Genomic DNA, 22,939 nt, shown 5'->3' with positions numbered 1-22,939 from the left:
CACGTCACGAAGAGGGAACTGGGCGCGCGCTCAGACCGACAGGTGGAAGTGTGCCGGCTCCGGAGGCGTTGGGAGCCGTGGAGCTCTGTGCAGCTGCCCTCACCGCTGCTCGCCCGGGCGGATCACCACCGCCTGCACCTCGATCCGGCCGCCGTGCTCGAAGTGGAGCGTGAATGGTACGTAGGTGCCCGTCTGCCACCCCGAGTCGGATCGCAGCGTCACGTCCAGGCCGTACGGCGACATGGCGAGGCCGCCGCCGGCCGGCACCCGGGCCGAGTCGACCGTCTCCGCGTACGCCATCCGGCCGCCGGTCATGCGGTGCCGGCTGAGCGCCAGGTCACCGTCGACGGCGGACGACGTCACCTTCAGCAGCCGGTCGTCCGCGCCCCCGGAGTTGGTGATCCGGAAGAACGCGGCGGTGTCGCGGACGTCGCCGTACGGAAGGAAGACCCGCCCGTCGGTGACCGCGATCCGCGCAGGGCTGCCCGCGCTGCCGGAGCCCACCCAGGTGGTCAGGCCCGCCAGGGCGACACCGCACGCTGCGACGGGAGCGAGCGCGGCGAGCAGGCCCTCGGTGATCCGGCGACGGGTCGGCCGCCAGACTCGGGAGTCGGTCGTACGCCCGGTCGTCGGTTCGGTCGTCGACTCGGCCGTTCGTCGGGCCGTGGGCACGCTCATCGGGTACGACCTCCAGTGCTGACGGGCTTGCGGTCCCGGTCTCCGCCCTGCACGCCGGCCCGGGCCGGCGTCGGCTGCCAGGCCCGTAGCCGCAGGCTGTTGCCCACCACGAGCAGTGAGCTCACCGACATGGCCACCGCGGCGACCATCGGGTTGAGCAGGCCGACCATGGCGAGCGGCACGGTCGCCAGGTTGTAGCCGAAGGCCCACAGCAGGTTGGCGCGGATCGTGCCCAGGGTGCGCCGGGCGAGCCTGACCGCGTCCCCGAGGGCCTCGATGTCGCCGCGCACCAGGGTCACGTCGGCGGCCCCGATCGCCACGTCCGTGCCCGTGCCCATCGCGATGCCGAGGTCGGCACCGGCCAGCGCCGCCGCGTCGTTGACGCCGTCGCCGACGACCGCGACCCGGCGGCCTTGTGCCCTCAACTCCCGTACGAGGTCTGCCTTGTCCTCGGGTGTGCGGCGCGCGTGCACCTCCTCGATGCCGAGGGCGGACGCGACCGCCGTGGCCGGTGCCTCGCGGTCGCCGGTGGCGAGGACCGGGTGCACGCCGAGCCGCCGCAGCCGGTCCACCGCGCGGTAGCTGCCGGGTCGTACGACGTCCCCGATCTCGATCAGCGCCTCCGTCGCCCCGTCGACGCGGACGAGCACGGGCGTGTGCGCGGCGGCCTCCGCCGCCGGGAGCGCGTGAGCCAGTGCCGCGGGCATCTCGTCGTCCGGCGCGAGGACCTCGACCAGCCGGCCCTCGACCCGGCCGCGCACGCCCCGTCCCACCTCCGCACGGAAGTCGCGCACCTCGGGCAACGGCCCCTGCCCGGTCAGGGTCCTGCGCGCGTACGCGACGATCGCGCGGCCCAGCGGGTGTTCCGAGCCCTGCTCCACCGCACCGGCCAGCCGCAGCACGGCGTCCTTGCCGAGCCCGTCGGGCACGGTCGTGACACGGGTGACGCTCATGTGCCCCGAGGTCAGGGTGCCGGTCTTGTCGAGGACTACGGTGTCGATGTGCTGGAGCCCTTCCAGGGCCTGCGGGCCCCGGACCAGGACGCCGAGCTGCGCGCCGCGTCCGGTGGCGGCCATGAGCGCGGTCGGTGTCGCCAGGCCCAGCGCGCAGGGGCAGGCCACGACCAGGACGGCGACGCACGCGGTGATCGCCGCCTGCTCATCGGCCCCGGCGCCGAGCCAGAACCCGAGCACGGTGGCGGCCAGCGCGAGCACCATGGGCACGAACACCCCGGCTACGGCGTCGGCCAGTCGCTGCGCCCGTGCCTTGCCGGCCTGCGCCTCGGTCACCAGCCGTGTGATGCGGGCGAGTTGGGTGTCCGCGCCCACAGCCGTGGCCCGTACCAGCAGCAGACCGCCCGCGTTGACGGCGCCGCCCACCACCGTCGAGCCGGGCCCGACCTCGACGGGCTCGCTCTCCCCGGTGACGAGCGACAGGTCCACGGCGGAGTTGCCCTCCACCACGTCCCCGTCGGTGGCGACCCGCTCGCCGGGACGTACGACGAAGACCTGCCCGATCGCCAACTCCTCGATGGCGACGAGGCGTTCGGCGCCGTCGTCCTCGCGTACCGACACTTCCTTGGCGGCGAGCCGGGCGAGTGAGCGCAGTGCCGCGCCGGTGCCATGGCGCGCCCGCGCCTCCAGGAACCGGCCGGCCAGCACGAACAGGGGGACGCCGACGGCCGCTTCGAGGTAGACGTGCGCGATCCCGTCCGAGGCGGAGGGCAGCAGACTGAACGGCATCCGCATCCCCGGCGCGCCCGCGCCACCGAGGAACAGGGCGTACGCCGACCAGGAGAAGGACGCCACGACTCCCAGGGACACCAGCGTGTCCATGGTCGCGGTCGAGTGCCGCAGGCCGCGCAGTGCCCGCACATGGAACGGCCAGGCGCTCCACACGGCGACCGGCGCGGCCAGCACGAAGCACAGCCACTGCCAGTTGCGGAACTGCCAGACGGGCACCATGGACAGTACGAGCACCGGCACGGCAAGCAGCGCGGTGACCAGCAGCCGGTCACGCTCCGCCCTGAGGCCCTCGGATCCCCCGGGCTCCTGCTCGCCCCGCCGCCCCTTTTCGTCCAGACGCTCCCGGCTTCTCGGCTGCTCGGGCAACGCGGCCGTGTATCCGGCCTGTTCGACGGTCGCCACGAGTGCCTCGGGGCGGACGTCCGGCGGATGGCTCACGCGGGCGCGCCCGGTGGCCAGATTGACCGTGGCGGTCACGCCCTCCAGCTTGGCGAGTTTCTTCTCCACCCGTCGCACGCAGGCCGCGCAGGTCATCCCGCCGACGGTGAGGTCCGTGGTGGTCATCGGGGGTGCCGGTTCGGTGGCCATCAGCCGCCGCTCCCGTGCCGCATGTCCATGTCTCCCATGTCCATGTCCCCGGAGTCCGTGCCGCCGCCGTTGCCACTCGTCCCGGAGCGGTGCATGCCGGGTGCGACGGGGCCGCTGGCGGCTCCGACGGCGTACGACGCCGTGAAGATCAGGGCGAGCAGCAGCACAAACCCGCAGAGGGCGGGTGGTGGCACAAGCTTGCGTGGTTCTTTCATCACCGGCCTCCTGAGGTGCGTTCCGCTTCAGGAGTCGGGTTCGGAGGGCAGGGAGTTCCCGGCCCTCCGGTGGTTCACCTCATACGGGCGTCCCGGCAGCCGCCGTCTCAGGAAGCTCCGCCCCGACGGCTCCTCAACCACCACGCCCCGGCGCCGAGCACGACGACGGCCGCGCCGATGCCGATCGGCAGGGCCACCGGCATGCCGTCGTCGCCTTCCGTGTCGTCTGCCGCGGCCTGCGCCGACGGGGTCGAAGGTGCGGTGGAGGGCGTGGCCGGCTCCTCGGTCGTCGGCTCCTCACTGGGCGTGGGGCTGACGACCTTCGCGCCGGGTGCGGCGGCCTTCAGTTCCAGGCGGGGCGCGGGGTGGCCGTGCCCGTGGCCGTCACCGCCGCTCTCCTCCTCCAGCTCGATCCAGCGGTCCACCTGGCCGTCGCTGTAGCTCTGCAGGGTCTTGAAGACCAGCGACTCGGCGTCGGGCAACTGCCGTACGGAGACGACGTACTCGGCGTCCTCACCGACCGCGAGCTTGACCCCGGAGAGGGTGTAGCCCCGGCTGGTGGCGGCGAACTTCCAGCCCTTGGGGCCCTCCTTGAAGGTGATGTCGGCCGGGGCGATGCCCTCGGGAAGGATCACCTCGAGTTTGCTGATCCCCGCGGAGGCGGACTCCGACTCCGCGGTGAAGGTCAGGGCGACGTTCTGGTCGAGCGCCCGGGCGCCCTCCGCCTCCACCTCGGTGTGCGCCGCGGCCGGTCCCACGAAGGTTACGGCGACCGCGAACGCCACCGCGGTCAGGGCGCCGGTGCGGCGCAGGCGGCGGGTCAGCAGGGTGGGGCGGGGCACGTGCGACTCCCTCGTACCGGTGATGTGGTCGCTGCATTCAAGCGCAGGGGACGGCTCAGCGCGAGGGGCCCTCGTCGGCAGGGTGGCGGAGGCAGGAGGCGACGACCACGAAGGGCCACAGGGACTGAATGGCCGTCACAAGGCGCTCGGCGATGCCTGCGGGACCGTCCTGGTACATCTCGATCATGAACCAGGACGCGCTGACCAGCATCAGTGCGGTCGCTGTGAGAGCGGGCACCGGCCGCAGTGCCCACGGTGCGGTGAGGCGGTGATCGGCGGCCAGTACGGGCCACAGCGCAAGGAGGGCGAAGCCGACGCCGACGGCCGCACCGTGGCGCAGTGATCCCCCACTGCTCGGCGGCGGGATCAGCGCCACCACCACCGCCGCCACACCGCCCGCGCCCAGCGCCACCCGCCCGGGCAGCGCGGCCGGCCGCAGGCCCCAGGCGGTGACGAAATGGCACACGCCCAGGGCGGCCAGGGCTCCGGTCATCACCCAGAACCCCGCGGCGCCGTAGGCCGCCAGGACGCTGATGGTCTGGGTGGCCGGGTCGTAGCGGGGCCCTTCGAGCAGCGCCGCGGTCGTCCAGCCCGCGATCAGCACGACCGGCGCACACCCTGACGACAACAGAGCCCATCTCGGGATAAGCCGCATCAAAGCACGGTAGAACGTCCTCCCGGTTCGCTCACCGCGCACACGCACAAGACGGGCACCACGACATCCCCGGAAGCGAACGGACCTGCGACCTTCGAACGAAACGACCGCAAACGCCAGCCCGCGCCACCCCTTCCGGCGCATAGAAATATCCACCAGCATGAAGGGCCCTGCCCGGGCCGGCAGGGTCGGCGAGTGCAGGGGGTTGGACAGACATGCAGCGCACCATGGGGAAACAGGCCGTCGATTGGCTGGCCGCGGCCGCCGCGGATCCTCGGGCGTGCAAGCAGCAGTGGGACGACGGTGCGGATGCGGTGCTGGTGGAGGCCGGACGGCTCTGGGACGTGCTGAGCGTCCCCGAACACCTCGGTCTGAGCGCCCTGGATCTGCTCAGACGGGCGCAGCCCCGGGCGTCCGGCCCCGTCCTGGTGAACTGCGGGGCGCGCAGGGTCGGCTTCTTCCTCCCGCCCGATCCGGCAGCCGAGTGGGTCGGGGCGGGCGTGCGCCATGTCGGCAAGGGGTCATGGGTCGCCGTACCGCCGCCGTACCTGCGCGCCGGATGGCGCCTGGAGTGGCTGCTGCCACCCGATGGGACCGGCGCCCTCTACGACCCCGACATCGTGGCGTCGGCGCTACGCGAGGCCGGCCGGGCAGGCAGCGGCCCGGCGCGCGTCAGTCGTCCGTACGCGGGGCGGCCACGCTGACGCGTCCGTTGCTCCCGCTCCACTCCCACAGCCCCACCGGTCCGGGCAGGCCCCGGGGGACGACGACGGCCGGTACGCGGTCGGCCGCCTCGACGTCGACGTGCCGCTCACTCGCGGGTTCCGCGCCCATGGCCCGGGCCAGGCCGATGAACCGGCCGACCGTCCAGGAGGTGACGGCCTGCTCCTGGCCGTAGGCCGTGGCCAGGGTGTCCCACCGCGTGGCATGACGCCGGGGCACGGCTCGGCCGTTGGCCTGCCACTCCGCGACCAGCGCCGCGTAGATCGACGGCTGGCCCCGGACGCCGGTGACCGGTACGGCGTACGACACGGGTGCGGCGTCGCCTCCGAGGAAACGCCGCGCCGCCTCAGTGCTGTCCATGCCGGGACCAACGCCGAGGCGTGCGCCGGTGGTACGCCTGCCGCGCCCGCTGCCACCCAGTCGAGTGAGGGCCCATCCCCCGGATGGAGTCATGGCTTCGCGACAGGCACCGCCCTCCGCACCGTCCGGCGCCGCCCCCGACAGTCCGCCGACATCCCCTACCGTCCGCCGTCCCCTACCGTCCGCCATCCCCTACCGTCCGCCGCCGCAGAGCGTCCGGCAGCCCGGACGCCGTTCGCCTCGATCGAGACAGGAGCCGCTTCCATGGACCGGAACGACAGCGACGACACCTCCGACTGCCCGTGGTGCGCCGCACTGCACGAGGCGGGCCTGCCACCGACGGCACAGCCGTCCGGATCTGCGGGACGACGGCATGACCCGTACGTCTCGGGCGCACAGTACGACGGCGACGACTGGTGAGGGCGGGACGGCTCAGTCCTGCGCCTCTCCGCGGAGCGGGGAGCGCTCGTGCAGCTGGGCGGCGAGCACGGCGACGTCGTCCTCGGCATTCGCGGCGTCGAGGCGGGCGAGCACCGTGTCGAGGACGTCCTCGACACCGGCGGCGGACTCGAAGCCGACATCGGCCAGCCGGTCCAGGGAGTGGTCGATGTCCTCGCCGCGATGCTCGACGAGCCCGTCGGTGAACAGCAGCAGGGTCTGGGCCGGGGAGAGCTTGTAGGTGGCCGGCTCGTATCCGCCGAGGCCCGTGCCCAGGGGTGGGCCGACCGGCACCGGCAGCAGCGAGGTGCGCCCCTCCTCGTCGATCACGGCCGGGGGCAGGTGGCCGGCGCTGGCCAGGGTCACCTGGCCCCGGTTGGGGTCGAGGCGCGCGATCAGGCACGTGGCCGGACGGCGCTCCGGCTCCGCGGAGGCGATGTCGTCGAGCTGGCGCAGCACACGGTGCGGCGGCAGGTCGGCGGAGGCGATGTACCGCAGGGCGGAGCGGTAGGCGGTCATGTCCACGGCCGCCTCCAGGCCGTGTCCCATGACGTCGCCGACGACGAGCAGGGTGCGGCCGAAGTGCAGGCGGACGGTCTCGCACCAGTCCCCGCCGACCAGGGCGCTCTGCCCGACCGGCATGTACCGGATGGCGACGTCCAGGTTCGGGTGCGGTCGGCCGGGTTCGGCGAGCAGGGCCCGCTGGAGCTTGCCGACGATGCCCTTGACCCGCTCGTGCTCCCGGGCGTGCCGGATGTGGGAGGCGGCGCGTTCGGTGAGGAGGGCGAGGAACTCCGCCTCCGCCCGGATGAACGGTGTCCGGTCGCGGGCACAGACCAGCACGCCGTAACGGAACCCGTCGGTGACCAGGGGGACACCGAGCACGGGTCGGGGGCCGTCGGACGACAGGGATGCCGCCCTGCCGTCGCCCGGGCCGGTCGCGTCCCGTGCCGCCTCCCTGGCCGCGGCCATGGCCCACCGGATGTCGGGCAGCACCGTCGGGTCTCCATGGACGGCTGTGTATCCCGCCCCGGCCTCGCTCCCGCGCCGCAGGACCGCGGCCGTGCCGCCCGTCTGAGCGGCCACCTCCCGGGTCAGCTCGGCGTACGTGACGTCCTCTTCCAGCGTGGTGCCGATCCGCTCCACAGCCGTCCGCAGTTCCGTCAGCCGGGACGGTATGCCGAGGTCCTGCTCGGGTACGCCGGTGGACGCGACGGGCTCCGCCGTCGCCGGTCTGTGAAATGTCTGGAACCAGCGCACCACACCAAACACTCTAAAAGAGTGACAAACCTACACAGGTGACGCATCGGTTGCCGAGCGCTCACCACCCGACCGACAGGGGTTCGGCCTGCGTAACGGGGGCACGGACGGCGCACGGGTGGTGACCTGGCGGCGACTGGCGGCAACGTGCGGACGCGGGGGCGCACGCACCGCATATATCTGCCTGTTTGATGCGCGGGCGCTCGCCCCATACGGGGAATTGAGCCCCCGGCGTATGGCCGCGACCCCGGCCACCCGGTGCACTGAGGCCTCCACCTCTCGGTCGTCTGCGCACCTCAAGGAGGCTTTACATGGCACTCACGGAGTGGACGAGGTCAATGGAGTGGCTGGCTGCGGCATCGGAGGACCCCGGCGCCTGCAAGGAGGAGTGGCAGAACGGCAGCACCGGCGTCACGCTCCTGGCCGCCGGACGGTTCTGGGACGTGCTGATCGTGCCGGAGAACCTCGGGCTGCGCGTCGCCGACCTCCTGGACGAGCTGCCCCTGCTCGACCGCGGACCGTGCCTGCTGGACACCCGGCGCCGTCACGTGGGCTTCCTGCTGCCCCCGGAGCCGCAGACCGTGTGGATCGGCACCGGCGTGCGCCTCCTCGGCGCTGGCACCTGGATCACCGCACCCGCCCCGCACTGCCGCGGGGGCTCGCTGCGCGGGCGCGTCCCGCCGGACGGCACCGGCACCCTGAACATGCCGGAGATCCTGGAGGTGGCCCTCCAGCGCTGCGCGGCCGAGCTGTCCCGCCGGCAGGGGCTCTGCACGCCCGCCGCCGGACACGGTCAGAGCGCACCGGAGGCCGGGGAGGAGAACGGGCCGCAGCTGGTACGCCAGCGCGCGTCAGGGGCACGCCTACGAGCGTGAGCGGAGCCCTTGGGGGCAGTCCCGTACCCGCTGCGGGGGACGCATACTCTCTGCGTGGGCTCCGGGAAGACCGGAACTCCAGGAACGGACACAGAGGGCAGTTCCCATGGCGACAGCGCGCCGGTTTCCGCTCGGCTCCGCGACCACGCTCACGGAGCTGGAGGAGGACCCCCATCCCCGGCTGGCCCTGCTGCGCGCCTACGAGCCGGTCTCGTGGGTTCCCGTGCTGGGCGGCTGGCTGGTGACCCGGCGTGATCTCGCCCTGCGCGTGATGCGCGACGCAGCGACCTTCACGGTCGACGACCCCCGCTTCTCCACCGCCCAGGTGGTCGGTCCGAGCATGCTCTCCCTGGAGGGCACCGAGCACAAGCGGCACCGCGCCCCCTTCACCGACCCGTTCCGCACGCGGGATGTGCACGACCGGTTCACCGGGTTCGTGGAACAGGAAGCCGCCCGGCTCGTGGAGAGGATCAGGCCGCGTGGCAGCGCCGAACTGCGCCGGGAGGTGGCCGGGCCCTTGGCCGTCGCCGTCGTCGCCGAGTCGCTGGGCCTGGTCGACGCGGACGCCGAGGCGGTGCTGTCCTGGTACGACGCCATCGTGAGCGCGGTCTCCGACATCACCGCCGGGGTGTCGGCGGACCCTGCGGGGGCGGTGGCGTTCGACCAGCTACGGGGAAGCGTCGAGGCGACGGTCGTGGCAGGAAGGGGTGCCTCGCTGCTCGTCGCGGCGGCCGAGAGCAAGCGCCTGACGCTGCCCGAGGTGGTCGCCAACGCCGCGGTGCTGATGTTCGGCGGTATCGAGACGACCGAGGGCATGATCGCCAACGTCGTGCTGCACTTGTTGGCGCACCCGGATCAACTCACCCTGGTGCGTGCCGATCCGGGCCTAACCGACGCGGCGATCGAGGAATCGCTCCGCCTGGAACCCGCAGCTGCGGTCGTGGACCGCTACGCCACCACCGACGTGACGGTCGGCGGCGCCGACGTGCGGCGCGGTGATCTGGTGGTCGTCTCACTCGCCGCCGCGAACCGCGACCCCGAGGTCTTCCAGGACCCCGACCGTTTCGACCTGCGGCGGGACAACTCCCGCCTGCAGCTGGCCTTCGCGCACGGCCCGCACTTCTGCTTGGGCGCCCACCTCGCCCGCCTGGAGACCCGCACCTGTCTCCTCGCACTGCTCGACCGCCTGCCCGGCCTGCGGCTCGATCCTGCCTCGTCCACCGCACCCAAGGGCCTGGTCTTCCGGAAGCCCCCGGCGCTGCGCGTCCGCTGGGAGGTGCCCGCGCGCTGACTCGGCGCCGGGTCGCTCCCTTCCCTGCGTGGCGATCAGGGCTTGCGGTTGCACGAGGGGCCGTTGCTCACCTAGGCGCCGCGACGGACCCGGGCGGCCTTGCGGGCTTCGGCGGCCTTGCGGGCCTCGGCAGACCGGCGGGACTCGCCACCGCCGACCCGCCCCGGACGGGTTCCCATACCGCGGAAGGGGGCACCGCCGCGCTTCGGGCGCTCCGCGACCGGCCCGCTGCCGACGACAGGAATATCGGAGGGAGCCTGGGCACCGGTGATGCGACTCAGCTCGGCCTCGCCGGAGCGGACCTGCGTGATCTGCGGCCGGATGCCCGCGTCGGACATGAGACGGGCCATGTCACGGCGCTGGTTGGGCAGGACCAGCGTGACGACCCTGCCGGACTCGCCGGCGCGGGCGGTGCGGCCACCGCGGTGCAGGTAGTCCTTGTGGTCGCCGGGCGGATCGACGTTGACGACGAGATCGAGGTCGTCGACATGAATGCCCCGGGCCGCGACGTTGGTGGCCACCAGCGTCGTGACATCACCGGTCTTGAACTGGGCCAGGGTGCGGGTGCGCTGGGGCTGCGACTTGCCGCCGTGCAGGGCCCCGGCCTTCACGCCGCTGCTCAGCAGGTGCTTGGTGAACTGGTCGACGGCATGCTTGGTGTCCAGGAACATGATCACGCGCCCGTCGCGGGCAGCGATCTCGGTGGCGGTGGCGTACTTGTCGGCACCGTGCACCTGCAGCAAGTGGTGCTCCATCGTGGTGACCGCGCCGGCCGAGGGGTCGACCGAGTGGACCACCGGGTCGTGGAGGTAACGACGGACCAGGAGGTCGATGTTGCGGTCCAGCGTGGCCGAGAACAGCATGCGCTGGCCGTCGGGACGTACCTGGTCCAGCAGTGCGGTGACCTGCGGCATGAATCCCATGTCCGCCATCTGGTCGGCCTCGTCCAGGACGGTGATGTCCACTCGGTCCAGGCGGCAGTCCCTGCGCTCGATGAGATCCGCGAGGCGGCCGGGAGTCGCGACGACCACCTCGGCCCCGGCCCGCAGTGCGCCGGCCTGCCTGCCGATCGACATGCCGCCGACCACCGTGGCCACCCGCAGCTTCAGCAACCGGGCGTACGGGGCGAGCTCGTCGGTGACCTGCTGGGCCAGTTCGCGGGTGGGGGCGAGGATCAGGGCCAGCGGCTTCCGCGACTCGGCACGCCGGCCGGCCGTGCGCACGAGGAGCGCCAGGCCGAAGGCGAGCGTCTTGCCCGACCCGGTGCGTGCACGACCCAGCACATCGCGCCCTGCGAGGGAGTTCGGCAGCGTGGTGGCCTGGATCGGGAACGGCTCGTTCAGGCCGCGGCTGGTGAGCATCTCCAGCAACTCGACGGGCAGGTCCAGTTCGCCGAACGTCGCTGCGGCGGGGAGGGCCGGGGTGACGGTGACCGGCAGCGCGAACTCCCCCTGTGACGTGGAGAAACGGCGCCCGGCGCCGCCTGGACTGCCGCCGGGGCGGCGCTGGCCCCGGGTCCGGAAACGGTCGTTCGAGCTGGCTGAACGGCTCAAGGAGAACCTTTCTGAAAAGGGCACGCACCGAGAAATTCCCGACAGGAATGAGCCGGATAAATTGCAAGAACGAGCCGAATACACATCCAAAGAAAAAGAATTCCGACGGAAAGCCGGAAAAATTAAGCTGAGGCCGCACCGCAAGGCGTGGCCTCAGCCATCTCATACGTTTCGACGTCAGGCGGGAGTGATGTTCTCCGCCTGCGGGCCCTTCTGGCCCTGCGTGACGTCGAAGTTCACCTTCTGGCCCTCCTGGAGCTCACGGAAGCCCTGGGCGGCGATGTTCGAGTAGTGGGCGAAGACGTCCGGGCCGCCGCCGTCCTGCTCGATGAAACCGAAGCCCTTTTCCGCATTGAACCACTTGACGGTGCCGGTAGCCATGTCATTTCTCCTTTTGGGGCAGTACCCGGGGACTACGCCGTGCGAACCCCTGCGGTGCCGAATAAGCCCCGTCCGGATAAGCACCTGAAGTTTCGGGAACTACAACTGCAACTCTCCTCAAGTTTAGCACGGTACGCACATCCGGCATTACCCGGGAAAGCAAACCGCACCTCTTGAATCCGTCGATGCCCCGGCCGGGCAGCTGACCGAGGAAGCTCAGTCGTATCTGTCGGTCCGGGTTGTCCCGGTTTGTGTCCACGAAACTCCGTTAGGGCAACGCCGATCCTACCCAGGCTGCCAACGCCTGGGCCGGCAACAGGAACGGACTACGGCTCCAGCTGTGGACGTCGACGCCTCGAAGTGGTTCGTCGTGGCGCCGCGATTCGTCAGCCAAGGACATCGGCGTGGCCGGTGTGGTCCTCTTCCGGCGAGGTTCAGCTGGCTGACTTCCCTGACGGACGCGGCACGTCGGCACCGGCAGCGTGACCACGGCCCGGGTTTCTGGCTCCGCCACAACGCGCCCTGAGGGGACACGCCGTCTGGATCGCGTCGACGGCCCCAGCCGCGTCCGCCCCTACCCTCGGCGCTGTGATGCTGACAGACGGAACATACCGGCTCGGCCCGACGACCGGCCGCCTCCTGATCAGGACCGGCCGCGCCGGGCTGGGCCGCCGGGCGGGACACGACCTCACCATCGAGGCCACGCAATGGTCCGGGGAGGCGGTGGTAAACGTCGGTGACCCCGCCGGATCGTCGGTGAGTGTGACGGTCGAGACGGACTCGCTGGAGGTCCGGGAAGGATCCGGCGGTCTGAAGCCCCTCACCGACGCCGACCGGGCCGAGATCAAACGGACGCTGGCGGACAAGGCCCTGCTGCACACCGCAGTGCACCCCACGATCGCCTTCCGTTCCACCCGCATCACGGGAACCCCGCAGTCCTTCGAGATCACCGGGGAGCTCACCATCAAGGGCAGGACCCACCCAGTGACGGCGCACGGCAAGGGGAACGGCGACGGGCTGTTGCACGGCTGGGCAACCGTCACGCAGTCCGCCTGGGGAATCAAGCCCTACACCGCGTTCCTGGGCGCGCTGCGGCTGGCCGACGAAATCAAGGTGGAGTTCGAGGTGGCCACGCTCGACCCGGTGGACACGCCAGAGTAGCCGCTGCACACGGGCCAGGTGCGACAGCCGATCACAGCCACTCGGTTCGAGGTCGCGGGCGAATCGGCTCCGCGGCCTACGGTGGAGATATGAGCGACATCGTCGTCGTGTACGAGCTCGACAAGCCGGTGGCCACACACTCCTCCCCCGGTTCACCGGGGGACGAAGAACTGCCCGTCCGCAGGGTGCACGCGGCACCCACCGCTCCGGGAGCGCCCACCACGACCGGACCACGGACCCTCTGCGGCAAGGACACGTTCGCCATGGAGACCGACCGCCGCAGGCCCTCCGAGCACCGTGGGGGGCCGTGGTACCCCACGGAGTACGCAAACGTGGTCTGCCCCGACTGCGATGCCGTGATGGCGATCTGACCGGCGCACGGACCAACAGCCCCGCCAACTCCTCCCCGGAACGCCTCATGGCCTCCTGAGCGACTTCGCGCACGTACCCGCGGTGTACGGCTGGGCCGGCGCAGCATGGTCAACGGCACTCTCCGGTGCACGACTCAATCCCCTGGGCGCTCCCAGTCCGGATCGAACCTTCATCGCCGTCACCGCCGACGAGACATGGGTGGAGCGGCCCCGACCGCTGTCCCGTCGACTTCAGCCGGGCGCCCTGGAGGAGTTCGAGAGGGCATGGCGCCCTGCTCCGTACCCGCAGGGCATGCTCCGCGCCTTTGCGTACTGGTCGGAGGACGGACAAGAGATCACCGGCGTGTCGGCGTCCGGCATTGGCGAATGGCTGGCCCGGTGTCGTAAGCGAAGCGAGTCGGCGGTATGCGCTCCAAGGCCTCCCGGGCCCTCGCGCCCGCGGCGGACCACGACGTGGCGGGGCTGGTACGGGCCCAGCGCTCGGTAGCTGTCCGTCAAACCGAAAGGTCAGCTGTCCCGTTGGAGGGTTCGATGCGGATCACGATGGATTTGGTCGTGGGAGTGTTGCTGGTCTCGGCCGTGGAGCCCAGTGCGACCAGCACGTTCGTCTCCGGGTAATAGGCGGCGGCGCAGCCGCGCGGCGTCGGATAGCGGACGGCGCGGAAGCCGGGGGCCCGGCGTTCACCGTCAGGGTAGACGCTGATTAGATCGACCAGGTCGCCGTCGTGCAGGTGGAGGTCGCGGAGGTCGTCCCGGTTGACGAAGACGACCCGCCGTCCGCCCTTGATGCCGCGGTAACGGTCGTCGAGGCCGTAGACGGTGGTATTGAACTGGTCGTGCGACCGTACCGTCGTCAGCAGCAAGTGCCCCGGCGGGACTTCGGGCGCGGTCGGTGGGTTGACGGTGAAGCGCGCCTTGCCGGTCGGCGTGGGGAAAGTGCGGGAGTCGCGCGGCGCCCGGGGGAGCATGAAGCCGCCGGGCTGCCGGACGCGTTGCTCGAAGGCATGGAATCCGGGGACCACATGCTCGATGTGGCGGCGGATCACGGCGTAGTCGTCGCGCATGATGCGCCAGCCGAGGTCGTCGCCGAAGAGCGTGTGCCCGAGGTCGGCAATGATCGCGACCTCGCTGCGCAGGTGCGGTGATCCGGGAAGGAGCCGTCCGCGCGATGCGTGCACCATGGCCATCGTGTCTTCGACCGTGACGAACTGCTCGCCGGAGGCCTGCTGGTCGCGCTCGGTTCGGCCGAGGCAGGGCAAGAGAAGTGCCTCGGTGCCGTGGCACAGATGGGAGCGGTTCAGTTTGGTCGCGACATGGACGGTGAGGTCGCAGTTGGCCAGTGCGGCCTCGGTGACCTCCGTGTCGGGCGTGGCCGAGGCGAAGTTGCCGCCAAGGCCGATGAACACGTCGACCTTGCCGTCGCGCATGGCCTTGATCGAGTCGACGGTGTCCAGGCCGTGGGCGCTGGGCGGCTCGAACCCGAACTCGTCGCGGAGCTTGTCCAGGAACGTGTCCGGCATCTTCTCCCAGATGCCCATGGTGCGGTCGCCCTGGACGTTGCTGTGTCCGCGGATCGGGGCGGGCCCGGAACCGGGGCGTCCGATGTTGCCGCGCAGCAGAAGGAAGTTGACGATCTCGCGGATGGTGGCCACCGCGTTGCGGTGCTGGGTCAGCCCCATCGCCCAGCAGACGATGACGTTGTCGGCGGCGAGCACGTCGGCCGCGCAGTCCTCGATTCTGCGACGGGACAGACCGGCCATCGTCTCGATCCGCGACCAGTCCAGGGCACGCCATGCCGCTGCCGCTGCCTCGTAGCCGTCGCAGTACCGGTCGATGAAGTCGTGGTCGAGGGCGAAGCCCGGCTGGGAGTCCTCCCGATCGATCAGGGCACGGTTCAGACCTGAGAACAGGGCCAGATCACCGTTGATACGCACCGGGAGGTAGCGGTCGGCCAGCTTCGTACCCGGGCCGACCAGGCCGCGCGCGGTCTGCGGGTTGTGGAAGCGGCCGAAACCGGCCTCGGGGAGCGGGTTGGCGGCGATGATGCGGGCGCCGCGCCGCTTGGCCTGTTCGAGCGCGGTCAGCATACGGGGGTGGCAGGTGCCGGGGTTCTGGCCCACGACGATGATCAAGTCTGCGTGATCGGTGATGTCGGAGAAGGTGATGAGGCCTTTTCCGACGCCGATGGTCTCGCTCAGGGCCGCGCCGCTCGACTCGTGGCACATGTTCGAGCAGTCCGGCAGATTGTTCGTGCCGAGCCTGCGCGCCAGCAACTGGTAGAGGAAGGCGGCCTCGTTGCTCGTCCGGCCGCTGGTGTAAAAGACGGCACGGCTCGGATCGGCGAGGCCGCGCAGGCGATCGGCGGTGAGCGCGAGCGCGCCCTCCCACGGGATGGGCGCATAGTGGGTCGCGCCGGGGGCGAGATGCATCGGCTGGGCCAGCCGACCCTGCGACTCCAGCCAGTGACCGTCCCGCTCCCGCAGGGCAGCGACGGAGTGCTCGGCGAAGAATGCCGCGTCGACGCGTTTGCGTGTGGCTTCCCAGGCGACGGCCTTCGCGCCGTTCTCGCAGAACTCCGCGATCTTCCGGTGGTCGGGATCGGGTTCGCCCCATGCGCAGCTCGGACAGTCGAAACCGCCGACTTGGTTCACGGTCAGCAGCGTCTGCAGACTCCGCTTCGGCCCCATCTCGCCCATGGAATACCGCGCTGATTCGGTGATGCCGTGAATTCCGACACTGGACTTCTTGGGGCCTGACGAGTTCGGATCCGATGCGGGCGGAGGGACGCCCGCCGACCCGTGTGCATCCGTCGGGTTGATCGGTTGCTCAGCCATGACTGCCTCTTTGCCCACACGGGCCAAGGGTCTGCGAGGGCGTAGTTGACCGCAGCCGCGTACGCGAGGTGCGTGAGGTGCGTGAGGTGCGTGAGCCGGGCACCTGTGCGCACCCACCGCAAGGCGGGTGCGCACTCGGTGTCCGGCCTGACGGCGGCCGACACCTGTGGCTTCCTTCCCGCTCTTACGCCGCGAGCGCGTGACCGGGATGCAGTACGACCTTGGTGTAGCCCTCGATCCGCTGGTCGAACTTCTCGTACGCGCTCGGCGCCTGGTCCAGCGGCAGTTCGTGGGAGACCACGAAGCTGGGCTTGGCGCGCCCCGCGATGATCAGGTCACGCAGCTGGCGGTTGTACTGCTTGACGTTGCACTGACCAGTGCCCATCCGCTGGCCCTTCTCGAACATCCTGCCGATGGAGACCAACAGCTGACCGTGCTTGGCGTTCTCGTCGGGTCCGCCCGGGTCGGACGGCACGTACAGGCCAGGTATGCCCAGCATGCCCGTCGGCCGCACCGTCTCGACGAGTGTGTTGAGGACGACGGCGGGTTCCTCATGGCTCGCGTCGTGCGCCTGGGCCTGGTAGCCGACAGCGTCGACGCCCTTGTCCGTTCCCTCGCCTCCGGTCTGTTCCTTGATCCGCTCGGCCGGGTCGCCCTTGGTGAAGTCGATCGGAATGGCTCCGATCTCCTCGGCCTTGGCGAGCCGCTCGGGGACCCGGTCAACGGAGAACACCTTCGACGCACCGCGCAGCAGCGCGGAATACGCGGCCATCAGCCCGACCGGGCCGGCACCGAAGACGGCCACGCTCTCTCCGGGAATCACCTGGGCGAGCTCGCATCCGTGGTAGCCGGTCGGGAAGATGTCGGCGAGCAGCACGAAATCGGTCTCGAACTCGTTGCCCGACGGCAGCTTCAGGCAGTTGAAATCGGCGAAGGGCACCCGCAGCAGCTCTGCCTGCCCGCCCTTGTACGGGCCCATGGCCACGTAGCCATAGGCTCCGCCGGCGAAGCCCGGATTGACCGTCAAGCAGAAGCCGGTCTTCCCGGCGAGGCAGTTCTTGCAGAATCCGCAGGCGACGTTGAACGGCATCACGACGCGGTCACCCTTGGACAGCGAAGTCACACCGGCGCCGGTTTCCTCGACGATGCCCATGTTCTCGTGTCCGAAGACGATGCCCGACTCGGCGGCCGTGCGGCCCTCGTACATGTGCAGGTCCGATCCGCAGATGGCGGTCGATGTGACGCGTACCAGCACGTCGTTCGGGTGCTGGATCTGCGGATCGTCGACGTCCCTGACGGTGACGCTGAAGGGCTTCTCATAGACGACGGCTTTCACCTGGATCACCTCCGCGGCGAACGCTGGGTGACGACGACCGCCCTACCGAGGCCCTTGTCGGGAGAACACGCAACTGGACGAAACCCCTCGGTCCGTGTCGTAGTCCCAGGCGCTCTTGCTTCACCACTCGACACTTCCAGGGAACGCCCGTACCGCATGCGGTGCAACCCCCATCGGCAGGAATCTCCCGGCGTAAGCAACGCACTGCACACGGAGGATCACCAAGAGAGACGAGGCAGGGCTCGTTCCTGGCGAGGGTTCCCGAACCGCGTGACCGCCGCCGAATGCGCTTCCCCACTCAACGCTGCCCGCAGCGGTTCCCTCCTTGCGTAGGCCGCCGGGTCGAATTTCCACCCTGTCGGCAGCTGTGCCATGGGCATCGGCTCCGACCCCGTGGTTGCCCCGGACGTGACCGTGGACGGCATCGAGGGCCTGCGGGTGTACGCGTCCGTCATATCCACGATCGTCTCTGACAACACGAACATCGCAGCGATCATGATCGCCGAGAAGGGGGCCGACCCCATCCGCGGGGCGAGACGGGCACAACGAACGCAGAAGCCGGGTCCTCCCCGCGGCACGGGGCTCATTGAGGTCACCCATGGACCAGGGGTCAGATCAGGAGCCGGCAAGAAAGGTGCCGCCAACCTCCGCTAGGACAAGCCCGACCCTACCGATACGCCTCCCGGGGCTGTCGACCGAGGTCCTGCAGGAGCCGACGGCTGCGGGATCACCCCACTGTGCTCTCGGTCCGGCGCGCGATGCCCTCGAAGGCGTCGAGTGTCTTCCGGTCATGTGGACCGAACCAAGTTCACGAATGCGCCGCTCGGTCTGTCGAAGCCGATGGGCCGGCTGCTGGCGGCCGGCGCCTGACCGCCCCGCGTTCCGCACCGCTTCGCGCTCGTCGATCTCCATCGCCCCCCGGGGCGCGCATCATCAAAGGAGGGGAGACCATCGACGAGGAGTTGCGATGAGGTTGTCGTTCCTTGACCCCCTCTACGCGGAGCCGGGCCCGTTCGCCTCCGTGTACCTGGACACCTCCCGAAACGTCGCGCATCCCGAGCGGGCGATCGCGCTGCGCTGGCGGCGACTGCGCGAGAGTCTGTCCCGTCAGGGCTCGGACCGGGCGCTGCTGAACGTACTGGAGGAGGTGGTCGGCGCCGACACAGAGGTGCCGGGGGCGCACGGTCAGGCCGTCTTCGCCACCCACGGCACGGTCGTCCTGGACTGGGAGCTGCCCAGGCCGCCCGAGCACCACTCCGCGCGCTACAGCACCCTGCCGCACGCGATACCCCTGGTCACCCAGCACATTCCGGAGATCCCCTACATGGCCGTAGTCGTCCACTACGGCGGCCTTCCGACCGCCGAGACCCACGGCTGGGTCACTCTGGAGGCGGAAACCGGCACCTGGCCCGCGTCCACCGTCACCCCGGGTGAGCGGCTGCACCGCAGGGTCGCGGTGGCGACCTGGCACCGCACCTCCCTCCGGCTCGGCCACCGGCTGGACGAACGGGCGCGGCGCGCCCATGCCGACGCCGTCGTCGTGGGCGGGGACGAGTGGGCATGCAACGTACTGATCCGCCGCCTGCCGCACCCCCTGCGGGACAAAGTCGTACGCGTGGGCGGCCGGACCCCCACCGACACCGGACGCGCCCTGTTGGAGCAGCAGCTCGACGGCGTCTTCCGCGGCCGCATGGCCGCGCACGACCGGGAACTCGTGGACATCTTCATCGGCCGGCGTGCCCTGGCCGGACCCATGACGGAGGGGCTGGCCGCCACCGTTGCCGCCCTCCAGCGTGGCCAGGTCGCGGCACTGCTGCTGAACCGGCCGCCAGGGTCTTCGCTGCAGCTCTGGGCGGGCTCCCAGCCCACTCAGCTCGCCCTGGCCGAGGCGGAGCTGGTGTCCTTCGGCGTGCGGGCCCCGCGCGAGGAACGCGCCGACGAGGCCCTCGTCCGGGCCCTCGTCGGCACCGGTGCCGAGCTGGTCGTCGTACCGGAGAGCGAGCTGAGGCTGTACGAGGGCGTGGGCGCCCTGCTGCGGTACACCGACCCGGGGACCCCGTCCTGACGCCGACGCTGCGCCACGACGAGCATCGGCACACGCTGGCCGAGTCCGTACGGTCCGGCCGTGCGGCTCGCGTCGCCCTGGTAGAGGTCCGGACCGACATCAACCGTGGACTTGCCCTGCACGGCGGACGGCGGCGGGAACGGCGGCACGAGGCGGTCGAAGAAGCCGCGTTCTCGTCGTACGTGATGAACAGGGCCGTCTGGGTCCACACCTCCGGGCCGGAGGTGAGCGCATCGAGGACCGGGGAGATCTACCAAGCAACGTAGTTGGCGGGCCAGCCGCATCCGAGGTGAAGAACTTCCGAAGGGCCACAGCATTGGATTCGACGGACTTCCGAGACCAGCACCAGGGCCACGGTCACGGCACCGTGGCCGGTGCCGGCTCGTACACGGCCGAGCACGGCATCCCAGCTCCCCCCGCTGGTGCGGGGGTCAACTGCACGCTATCCGTGGGCAGTTAAGCGACTGCAAATGACGTATAAAGCACGCACGGGTGCGCGGCCCCGCGTTTCAGCGGATGGCGGGGATGACGCCGGCGGCCTCCAAGCGTGCCGGATCCGCCCGGAGTATGGCCTCGTGGGCGAGGCGCAGGGTGGGCCCCGGCTCGACGCCGAGCTCCTCTCTGATCATCCGGCGGGCGCTGCGGTACGTCCCCAGCGCGTCCCCCTGACGGCCCGCCCGGTACAGGGCGACCATCAACTGGCGGTAGAAGGGCTCCCGCAGCGGATGCCTGACGAGGAGGCCCTTCAGGTCCTCGATCACCTCGTGATGGCAACCGAGTGCCAGCGTGGAGTCGATGCTCAGCTCGGTGCAATTCAGCCGCTTTTCCTCGTGCACGGCCGCGAACGATTCGATGTCCAACGACCCTTGAATTCCCTCCAGAATAGGCCCCCGCCACAGCGACGACGCCCTGCGGAGAAGTTCGGAGGCATGCAGAAAATCGGCCGCGCCGTATCGTTCTCGGCCACGAGTGTAGAGCACTTCGAATTCTTGGAAATCTGTTGTGGCGCCGCTCACATCAAGGATGTATCCCGGCGATGTCGTGGCGATCGGAGACGTTCCTCTGGGTCCGTTCAGGATTTTCCGCAACTGTGAGACGTACACGCGCAGACTCGCGAAGGCGCAGCGCGGCGGACCCTGCTCCCAGAGTTCCGCCACGAGCTTCTCCCCCGGTACGGTCTTGCCCGCCCTGATCAGCAGCAGGGCGAGCAGTTTGGTGAGCTTGGGCTGCTCGGGCGTCAGGTCGACTCCGCCACGGGTGACCCGCAGCCGCCCCAGCAGCTCGTAGCGGAGCGCAAGGTCGGCCTGTAAACAGGGCACGGACACGACAACCCCCCGAATGCGCGAAACGCATTCAATTAAGATTCCGGTTCCCCCGCTCGACCCCAGGCATGGGGCCCCACATGGACAGCAGTTTGCTGCTATGCCGTGCAGCATATGCGAGGTCGTTGCACGTTGCCAGTCCGTTCCGTTACACAGCCATTAAGGAGAATGAAAATCCGAAGGCCCGGATACGGGCGGCCGGAGAAATATCCACCGCCGCCTACCGGGTGGCCGAACGACATTCAGCCAAGAGCCCGGCCCGCCGGTGAGCGGGCCGGGCTGTCCGGGCCGAGAGCATGCTCGCGTCTGCGCCGCCGGTCGGGCGGCCGGTCGGGCGGCCGCCGGTCAGGCCGCCGCCGGCCGGTCCGCCCCGAGTGTTTCCAGCAGCCAGGAGAAGAGCCGCTCGTGGAACAGCCGCATCGCACCCGAGTGGCAGTGCGCCCCACCCCCCTCGTCGGCCGTGAACACATGCAACGTCTTCGGCGAGTTGAGCCCTGTGTACACCTTCTTCGCGTGCTCCAGACCGGCGAAGAACAAGTCCTCCTCCGCGTCGAGGACGAGCACGGGGCTGCGCACTTGGCCGATCACCTCCGAGAGACCGAACGCGGTCAGCCTGCGCAGCAGTTGGGACGGGGTGTCGGCGCCGAAGGTCCACAGCGTCTGCCGCAGCAGCCAGCGGGTGAAGGTCTGCCGGGCGGCGATCCCCCACATCACCGGGTCGGCGAAGTCGTCGCATCCCTGCTCGACCCACTCCAGGACGAACGGCGGCAGCCCCACGACGTCGCCCAGCTGCCAGACCGCGTCATGGGCGACGCAGCCGGCCAGCCGGTGCTCGAACGCCGCGGCCCGCACCGCGAGCAGGCCGCCGAGGCTGGTGCCCATCAGCGTCAGTCGGTCGGGGTCCACGCCGGGCAGGGACAGTGCGTGGTCCACGACCGGCGTGACCACCTTCTCCCAGTCGGGGCGGAAGACCAGCCCCTGCTCGCGCAGGACCGACCCCTGCCCGGGCCCCTCGAAGCACAGACAGTGGTACCCGCGGGCGAGGGCCGCCGCCGCCACGAAGAAGTAGCCCTCCTCGACGGTGGAGTCGAGGCCGCCGTGGTGGACGATGGTCGGCCTGGGCTCGCCCGAGTCGTCCGCCCGGTAGAAGTAGGCGGGCAGTGAGGTGTCCTCGTAGGGGATGCGGACGAACTCCGGCGGCCGGTCCATGAGTTCGGCCGCGTTGGCGAAGGTCTCCCGGGACAGCCGCATCAGTCGCAGGGCCTCCGGGTCCCGTGGCTGTTCGCGCTGGAAGAACTCGGCGGTCCGGTAGTAGTTGTGCGCCCGCAGCAGGGCGGAGCGGGCGTCGACGGTGCGGCCCTCGTCGCGGGCTGCGGTGCCCAGCCGGTGGACGCGTTCGGCGAGAGTGGCCCACGCGTGCCGCCAGGCTTCGGTGTCGCCGTCAGGGATGTGTGCGGCGACTGCGACGACCTCGCCGAGCTGCGCACCGCCGTAATCGGCGTAACCGGCGGTGCGCAGCGCCTGGTAGTCGAAGGCGGGGTCGTCGAAGAGGAACTTCATGACAGCGGCTCCTATGGTGGTGGGAGGTGATCCGGTGCCGTGCCGAGGCCTGTCCCAGCACGGGTCGTGCGGGTTCCGTTCAGAAACGTGTCGACGATCGACTCGGCGAACGCCACTGATTCCACGGGGCGTTGACGAAGGATCAGCCGAGCGGCCATCGGACCGGTGAGCAGTTCGACCGCGTCGTTCAGGTCGAGGTCGGCGCGCAGCTCACCGCTCGCGACGCCGTGCCGCAGCGCCCGCAGCATGGCTTCGCGTCGTGCGGCGACGACGGTGTCCTCGAACCTCTCGACCAGCTGCGGGCGGCGCACCGCCTCACCGAGCAGGCTGCCGATCAGGCGGTGCAGGTTGGTGTCCTGGCCGCGGTGGCGCAGCTGGTCCACGAGGGCCACCAGCTGGTCCCGCAGGCCGAGTCCTTCCAGCGGCGGCACGGGGAGATCGAGGGTGCTCAGCGCGGCCAGCACCAGCTCCTCCTTGTTGCGCCAGCGGCGGTAGATGGTGGCCCGGGCGACGCCGGCGCGTTGGGCGACCAGGTCCATGGACAGGTCGCCGAAGCTGCATCCCTCGCTGAGCAGGCCGAGCGTGCTGTCCAGGATCGCCCGGTCGGCGGCGGGGTCGCGCTGGCGGCCGCCCCGGGGGGTGTGTCCCGGGGCAGCCGCCGGACGTTCGACGTGTGGCGGCATGCG

General features: G+C 70.6%; 21 protein-coding genes and 2 pseudogenes. 8 read left to right on the top strand and 15 right to left on the bottom strand.

What is annotated here, in order from left to right:
- Nucleotides 1–99: 99 nt before the first annotated feature.
- The 5 genes from OHO27_RS37480 to OHO27_RS37460 form a co-directional block, all read right to left on the bottom strand.
- Nucleotides 100–678 (bottom strand): copper chaperone PCu(A)C, encoded by a 579-nt coding sequence (locus OHO27_RS37480; protein ID WP_328429377.1) that lies wholly within the window; start codon nt 676–678, stop codon nt 100–102.
- Nucleotides 675–3,011 carry a heavy metal translocating P-type ATPase gene (locus OHO27_RS37475; RefSeq protein ID WP_328429376.1) on the bottom strand — a complete coding sequence of 779 codons (2,337 nt, stop codon included), beginning with the start codon at nt 3,009–3,011 and terminating at the stop codon, nt 675–677. Before OHO27_RS37475 ends, OHO27_RS37480 begins: the two co-directional genes overlap by 4 nt.
- A complete protein-coding gene (locus tag OHO27_RS37470) occupies nt 3,011–3,226 on the bottom strand; it encodes a hypothetical protein (protein WP_328429375.1) in 216 nt (71 codons plus the stop codon). Before OHO27_RS37470 ends, OHO27_RS37475 begins: the two co-directional genes overlap by 1 nt.
- Before the next feature lie 107 nt (nt 3,227–3,333).
- Nucleotides 3,334–4,068 carry a DUF1775 domain-containing protein gene (locus tag OHO27_RS37465; RefSeq protein ID WP_328429374.1) on the bottom strand — a complete coding sequence of 245 codons (735 nt, stop codon included), beginning with the start codon at nt 4,066–4,068 and terminating at the stop codon, nt 3,334–3,336.
- Between the two features lie 55 nt (nt 4,069–4,123).
- The gene (locus OHO27_RS37460) at nt 4,124–4,723 is read right to left on the bottom strand and encodes a DUF998 domain-containing protein (RefSeq protein ID WP_328429373.1); all 600 of its coding nucleotides are present in this window, start codon (nt 4,721–4,723) and stop codon (nt 4,124–4,126) included.
- Between the two features lie 215 nt (nt 4,724–4,938).
- Between OHO27_RS37460 and OHO27_RS37455 the strand changes: the two genes are divergently transcribed.
- Complete coding sequence (locus OHO27_RS37455; RefSeq protein ID WP_328429372.1) at nt 4,939–5,427, top strand: hypothetical protein; 489 nt, start codon at nt 4,939–4,941, stop codon at nt 5,425–5,427.
- On the opposite strand, the gene OHO27_RS37450 is transcribed toward OHO27_RS37455, so the two are convergent.
- On the bottom strand, nt 5,396–5,806 hold the full coding sequence (locus OHO27_RS37450) for a hypothetical protein (RefSeq protein WP_328429371.1): 411 nt from the start codon (nt 5,804–5,806) through the stop codon (nt 5,396–5,398). The genes OHO27_RS37455 and OHO27_RS37450 overlap by 32 nt on opposite strands.
- Nucleotides 5,807–6,070: 264 nt before the next feature.
- Here OHO27_RS37450 and OHO27_RS37445 point away from each other — a divergent pair, with 264 nt between their 5' ends.
- Entirely contained in the window at nt 6,071–6,226 is a 156-nt protein-coding gene (locus OHO27_RS37445) for a hypothetical protein (protein WP_328429370.1), read from the top strand.
- A 12-nt stretch (nt 6,227–6,238) separates the two neighbouring features.
- Here the strand turns inward: OHO27_RS37445 and OHO27_RS37440 are convergent, their stop codons facing one another.
- A complete protein-coding gene (locus tag OHO27_RS37440) occupies nt 6,239–7,507 on the bottom strand; it encodes a PP2C family protein-serine/threonine phosphatase (protein ID WP_328429369.1) in 1,269 nt (422 codons plus the stop codon).
- 308 nt (nt 7,508–7,815) lie between these two features.
- Here OHO27_RS37440 and OHO27_RS37435 point away from each other — a divergent pair, with 308 nt between their 5' ends.
- Together OHO27_RS37435 and OHO27_RS37430 are read left to right on the top strand one after the other, a co-directional pair.
- Nucleotides 7,816–8,379 (top strand): hypothetical protein, encoded by a 564-nt coding sequence (locus tag OHO27_RS37435; protein ID WP_328429368.1) that lies wholly within the window; start codon nt 7,816–7,818, stop codon nt 8,377–8,379.
- Nucleotides 8,380–8,485: 106 nt separating this feature from the next.
- Entirely contained in the window at nt 8,486–9,670 is a 1,185-nt protein-coding gene (locus OHO27_RS37430; RefSeq protein ID WP_328429367.1) for a cytochrome P450, read from the top strand.
- Between the two features lie 71 nt (nt 9,671–9,741).
- On the opposite strand, the gene OHO27_RS37425 is transcribed toward OHO27_RS37430, so the two are convergent.
- Together OHO27_RS37425 and OHO27_RS37420 are read right to left on the bottom strand one after the other, a co-directional pair.
- Nucleotides 9,742–11,223 carry a DEAD/DEAH box helicase gene (locus OHO27_RS37425; RefSeq protein WP_328429366.1) on the bottom strand — a complete coding sequence of 494 codons (1,482 nt, stop codon included), beginning with the start codon at nt 11,221–11,223 and terminating at the stop codon, nt 9,742–9,744.
- A gap of 177 nt (nt 11,224–11,400) precedes the next feature.
- Nucleotides 11,401–11,604 carry a cold-shock protein gene (locus OHO27_RS37420; RefSeq protein WP_062705208.1) on the bottom strand — a complete coding sequence of 68 codons (204 nt, stop codon included), beginning with the start codon at nt 11,602–11,604 and terminating at the stop codon, nt 11,401–11,403.
- A gap of 591 nt (nt 11,605–12,195) precedes the next feature.
- On the opposite strand from OHO27_RS37420, the gene OHO27_RS37415 reads away from it, so the two are divergent.
- Together OHO27_RS37415 and OHO27_RS37410 are read left to right on the top strand one after the other, a co-directional pair.
- Entirely contained in the window at nt 12,196–12,765 is a 570-nt protein-coding gene (locus tag OHO27_RS37415; protein WP_328429365.1) for a YceI family protein, read from the top strand.
- Nucleotides 12,766–12,854: 89 nt separating this feature from the next.
- Nucleotides 12,855–13,136, top strand: a complete 282-nt coding sequence (locus tag OHO27_RS37410) for a hypothetical protein (protein WP_328429364.1) — start codon at nt 12,855–12,857, stop codon at nt 13,134–13,136.
- Nucleotides 13,137–13,630: 494 nt separating this feature from the next.
- On the opposite strand, the gene OHO27_RS37405 is transcribed toward OHO27_RS37410, so the two are convergent.
- A complete protein-coding gene (locus tag OHO27_RS37405) occupies nt 13,631–15,970 on the bottom strand; it encodes an FdhF/YdeP family oxidoreductase (protein WP_443059659.1) in 2,340 nt (779 codons plus the stop codon).
- 184 nt (nt 15,971–16,154) lie between these two features.
- Nucleotides 16,155–17,306 carry a glutathione-independent formaldehyde dehydrogenase gene (locus tag OHO27_RS37400; RefSeq protein WP_328429363.1) on the bottom strand — a complete coding sequence of 384 codons (1,152 nt, stop codon included), beginning with the start codon at nt 17,304–17,306 and terminating at the stop codon, nt 16,155–16,157.
- Between the two features lie 354 nt (nt 17,307–17,660).
- Here OHO27_RS37400 and OHO27_RS37395 point away from each other — a divergent pair.
- Together OHO27_RS37395 and OHO27_RS37390 are read left to right on the top strand one after the other, a co-directional pair.
- Nucleotides 17,661–17,960: pseudogene (locus OHO27_RS37395) on the top strand (GMC oxidoreductase); the annotation flags it as partial.
- 313 nt (nt 17,961–18,273) lie between these two features.
- On the top strand, nt 18,274–19,371 hold the full coding sequence (locus OHO27_RS37390) for a baeRF2 domain-containing protein (RefSeq protein WP_328429362.1): 1,098 nt from the start codon (nt 18,274–18,276) through the stop codon (nt 19,369–19,371).
- 11 nt (nt 19,372–19,382) lie between these two features.
- Here OHO27_RS37390 and OHO27_RS37385 read toward each other — a convergent pair.
- From OHO27_RS37385 to OHO27_RS37370, 4 genes and pseudogenes are all read right to left on the bottom strand, one after another.
- Nucleotides 19,383–19,648: pseudogene (locus OHO27_RS37385) on the bottom strand (alkaline phosphatase family protein); the annotation flags it as partial.
- 232 nt (nt 19,649–19,880) lie between these two features.
- Nucleotides 19,881–20,696, bottom strand: coding sequence for an AfsR/SARP family transcriptional regulator (locus tag OHO27_RS37380; protein ID WP_328429361.1), 816 nt, complete (start codon nt 20,694–20,696; stop codon nt 19,881–19,883).
- A 342-nt stretch (nt 20,697–21,038) separates the two neighbouring features.
- Nucleotides 21,039–22,253 carry an alpha/beta hydrolase family protein gene (locus OHO27_RS37375; protein ID WP_328429360.1) on the bottom strand — a complete coding sequence of 405 codons (1,215 nt, stop codon included), beginning with the start codon at nt 22,251–22,253 and terminating at the stop codon, nt 21,039–21,041.
- A gap of 11 nt (nt 22,254–22,264) precedes the next feature.
- On the bottom strand, nt 22,265–22,936 hold the full coding sequence (locus OHO27_RS37370; RefSeq protein WP_328429359.1) for a TetR/AcrR family transcriptional regulator: 672 nt from the start codon (nt 22,934–22,936) through the stop codon (nt 22,265–22,267).
- Between the last annotated feature and the right edge of the window lie 3 nt (nt 22,937–22,939).

Source organism: Streptomyces sp. NBC_00443, from assembly GCF_036014175.1.
Lineage (GTDB): Bacteria > Actinomycetota > Actinomycetes > Streptomycetales > Streptomycetaceae > Streptomyces.
The sequence above is the reverse complement of the archived record's forward strand: the minus strand, read 5'-3'. Positions and strand labels throughout refer to the sequence as shown.

Excerpts from the sequence above, each read along its gene's own strand:
- OHO27_RS37480 (WP_328429377.1), bottom strand. The coding sequence starts at position 678 with ATGAGCGTGCCCACGGCCCGACGAACGGCCGAGTCGACGACCGAACCG.
- OHO27_RS37460 (WP_328429373.1), bottom strand. The coding sequence starts at position 4,723 with ATGCGGCTTATCCCGAGATGGGCTCTGTTGTCGTCAGGGTGTGCGCCG.
- OHO27_RS37435 (WP_328429368.1), top strand. The coding sequence starts at position 7,816 with ATGGCACTCACGGAGTGGACGAGGTCAATGGAGTGGCTGGCTGCGGCA.
- OHO27_RS37410 (WP_328429364.1), top strand. The coding sequence starts at position 12,855 with ATGAGCGACATCGTCGTCGTGTACGAGCTCGACAAGCCGGTGGCCACA.
- OHO27_RS37415 (WP_328429365.1), top strand. The coding sequence starts at position 12,196 with ATGCTGACAGACGGAACATACCGGCTCGGCCCGACGACCGGCCGCCTC.
- OHO27_RS37470 (WP_328429375.1), bottom strand. The coding sequence starts at position 3,226 with ATGAAAGAACCACGCAAGCTTGTGCCACCACCCGCCCTCTGCGGGTTT.
- OHO27_RS37370 (WP_328429359.1), bottom strand. The coding sequence starts at position 22,936 with ATGCCGCCACACGTCGAACGTCCGGCGGCTGCCCCGGGACACACCCCC.
- OHO27_RS37455 (WP_328429372.1), top strand. The coding sequence starts at position 4,939 with ATGCAGCGCACCATGGGGAAACAGGCCGTCGATTGGCTGGCCGCGGCC.
- OHO27_RS37375 (WP_328429360.1), bottom strand. The coding sequence starts at position 22,253 with ATGAAGTTCCTCTTCGACGACCCCGCCTTCGACTACCAGGCGCTGCGC.
- OHO27_RS37390 (WP_328429362.1), top strand. The coding sequence starts at position 18,274 with ATGAGGTTGTCGTTCCTTGACCCCCTCTACGCGGAGCCGGGCCCGTTC.
- OHO27_RS37430 (WP_328429367.1), top strand. The coding sequence starts at position 8,486 with ATGGCGACAGCGCGCCGGTTTCCGCTCGGCTCCGCGACCACGCTCACG.
- OHO27_RS37445 (WP_328429370.1), top strand. The coding sequence starts at position 6,071 with ATGGACCGGAACGACAGCGACGACACCTCCGACTGCCCGTGGTGCGCC.
- OHO27_RS37475 (WP_328429376.1), bottom strand. The coding sequence starts at position 3,011 with ATGGCCACCGAACCGGCACCCCCGATGACCACCACGGACCTCACCGTC.
- OHO27_RS37405 (WP_443059659.1), bottom strand. The coding sequence starts at position 15,970 with ATGGCTGAGCAACCGATCAACCCGACGGATGCACACGGGTCGGCGGGC.
- OHO27_RS37420 (WP_062705208.1), bottom strand. The coding sequence starts at position 11,604 with ATGGCTACCGGCACCGTCAAGTGGTTCAATGCGGAAAAGGGCTTCGGT.
- OHO27_RS37450 (WP_328429371.1), bottom strand. The coding sequence starts at position 5,806 with ATGGACAGCACTGAGGCGGCGCGGCGTTTCCTCGGAGGCGACGCCGCA.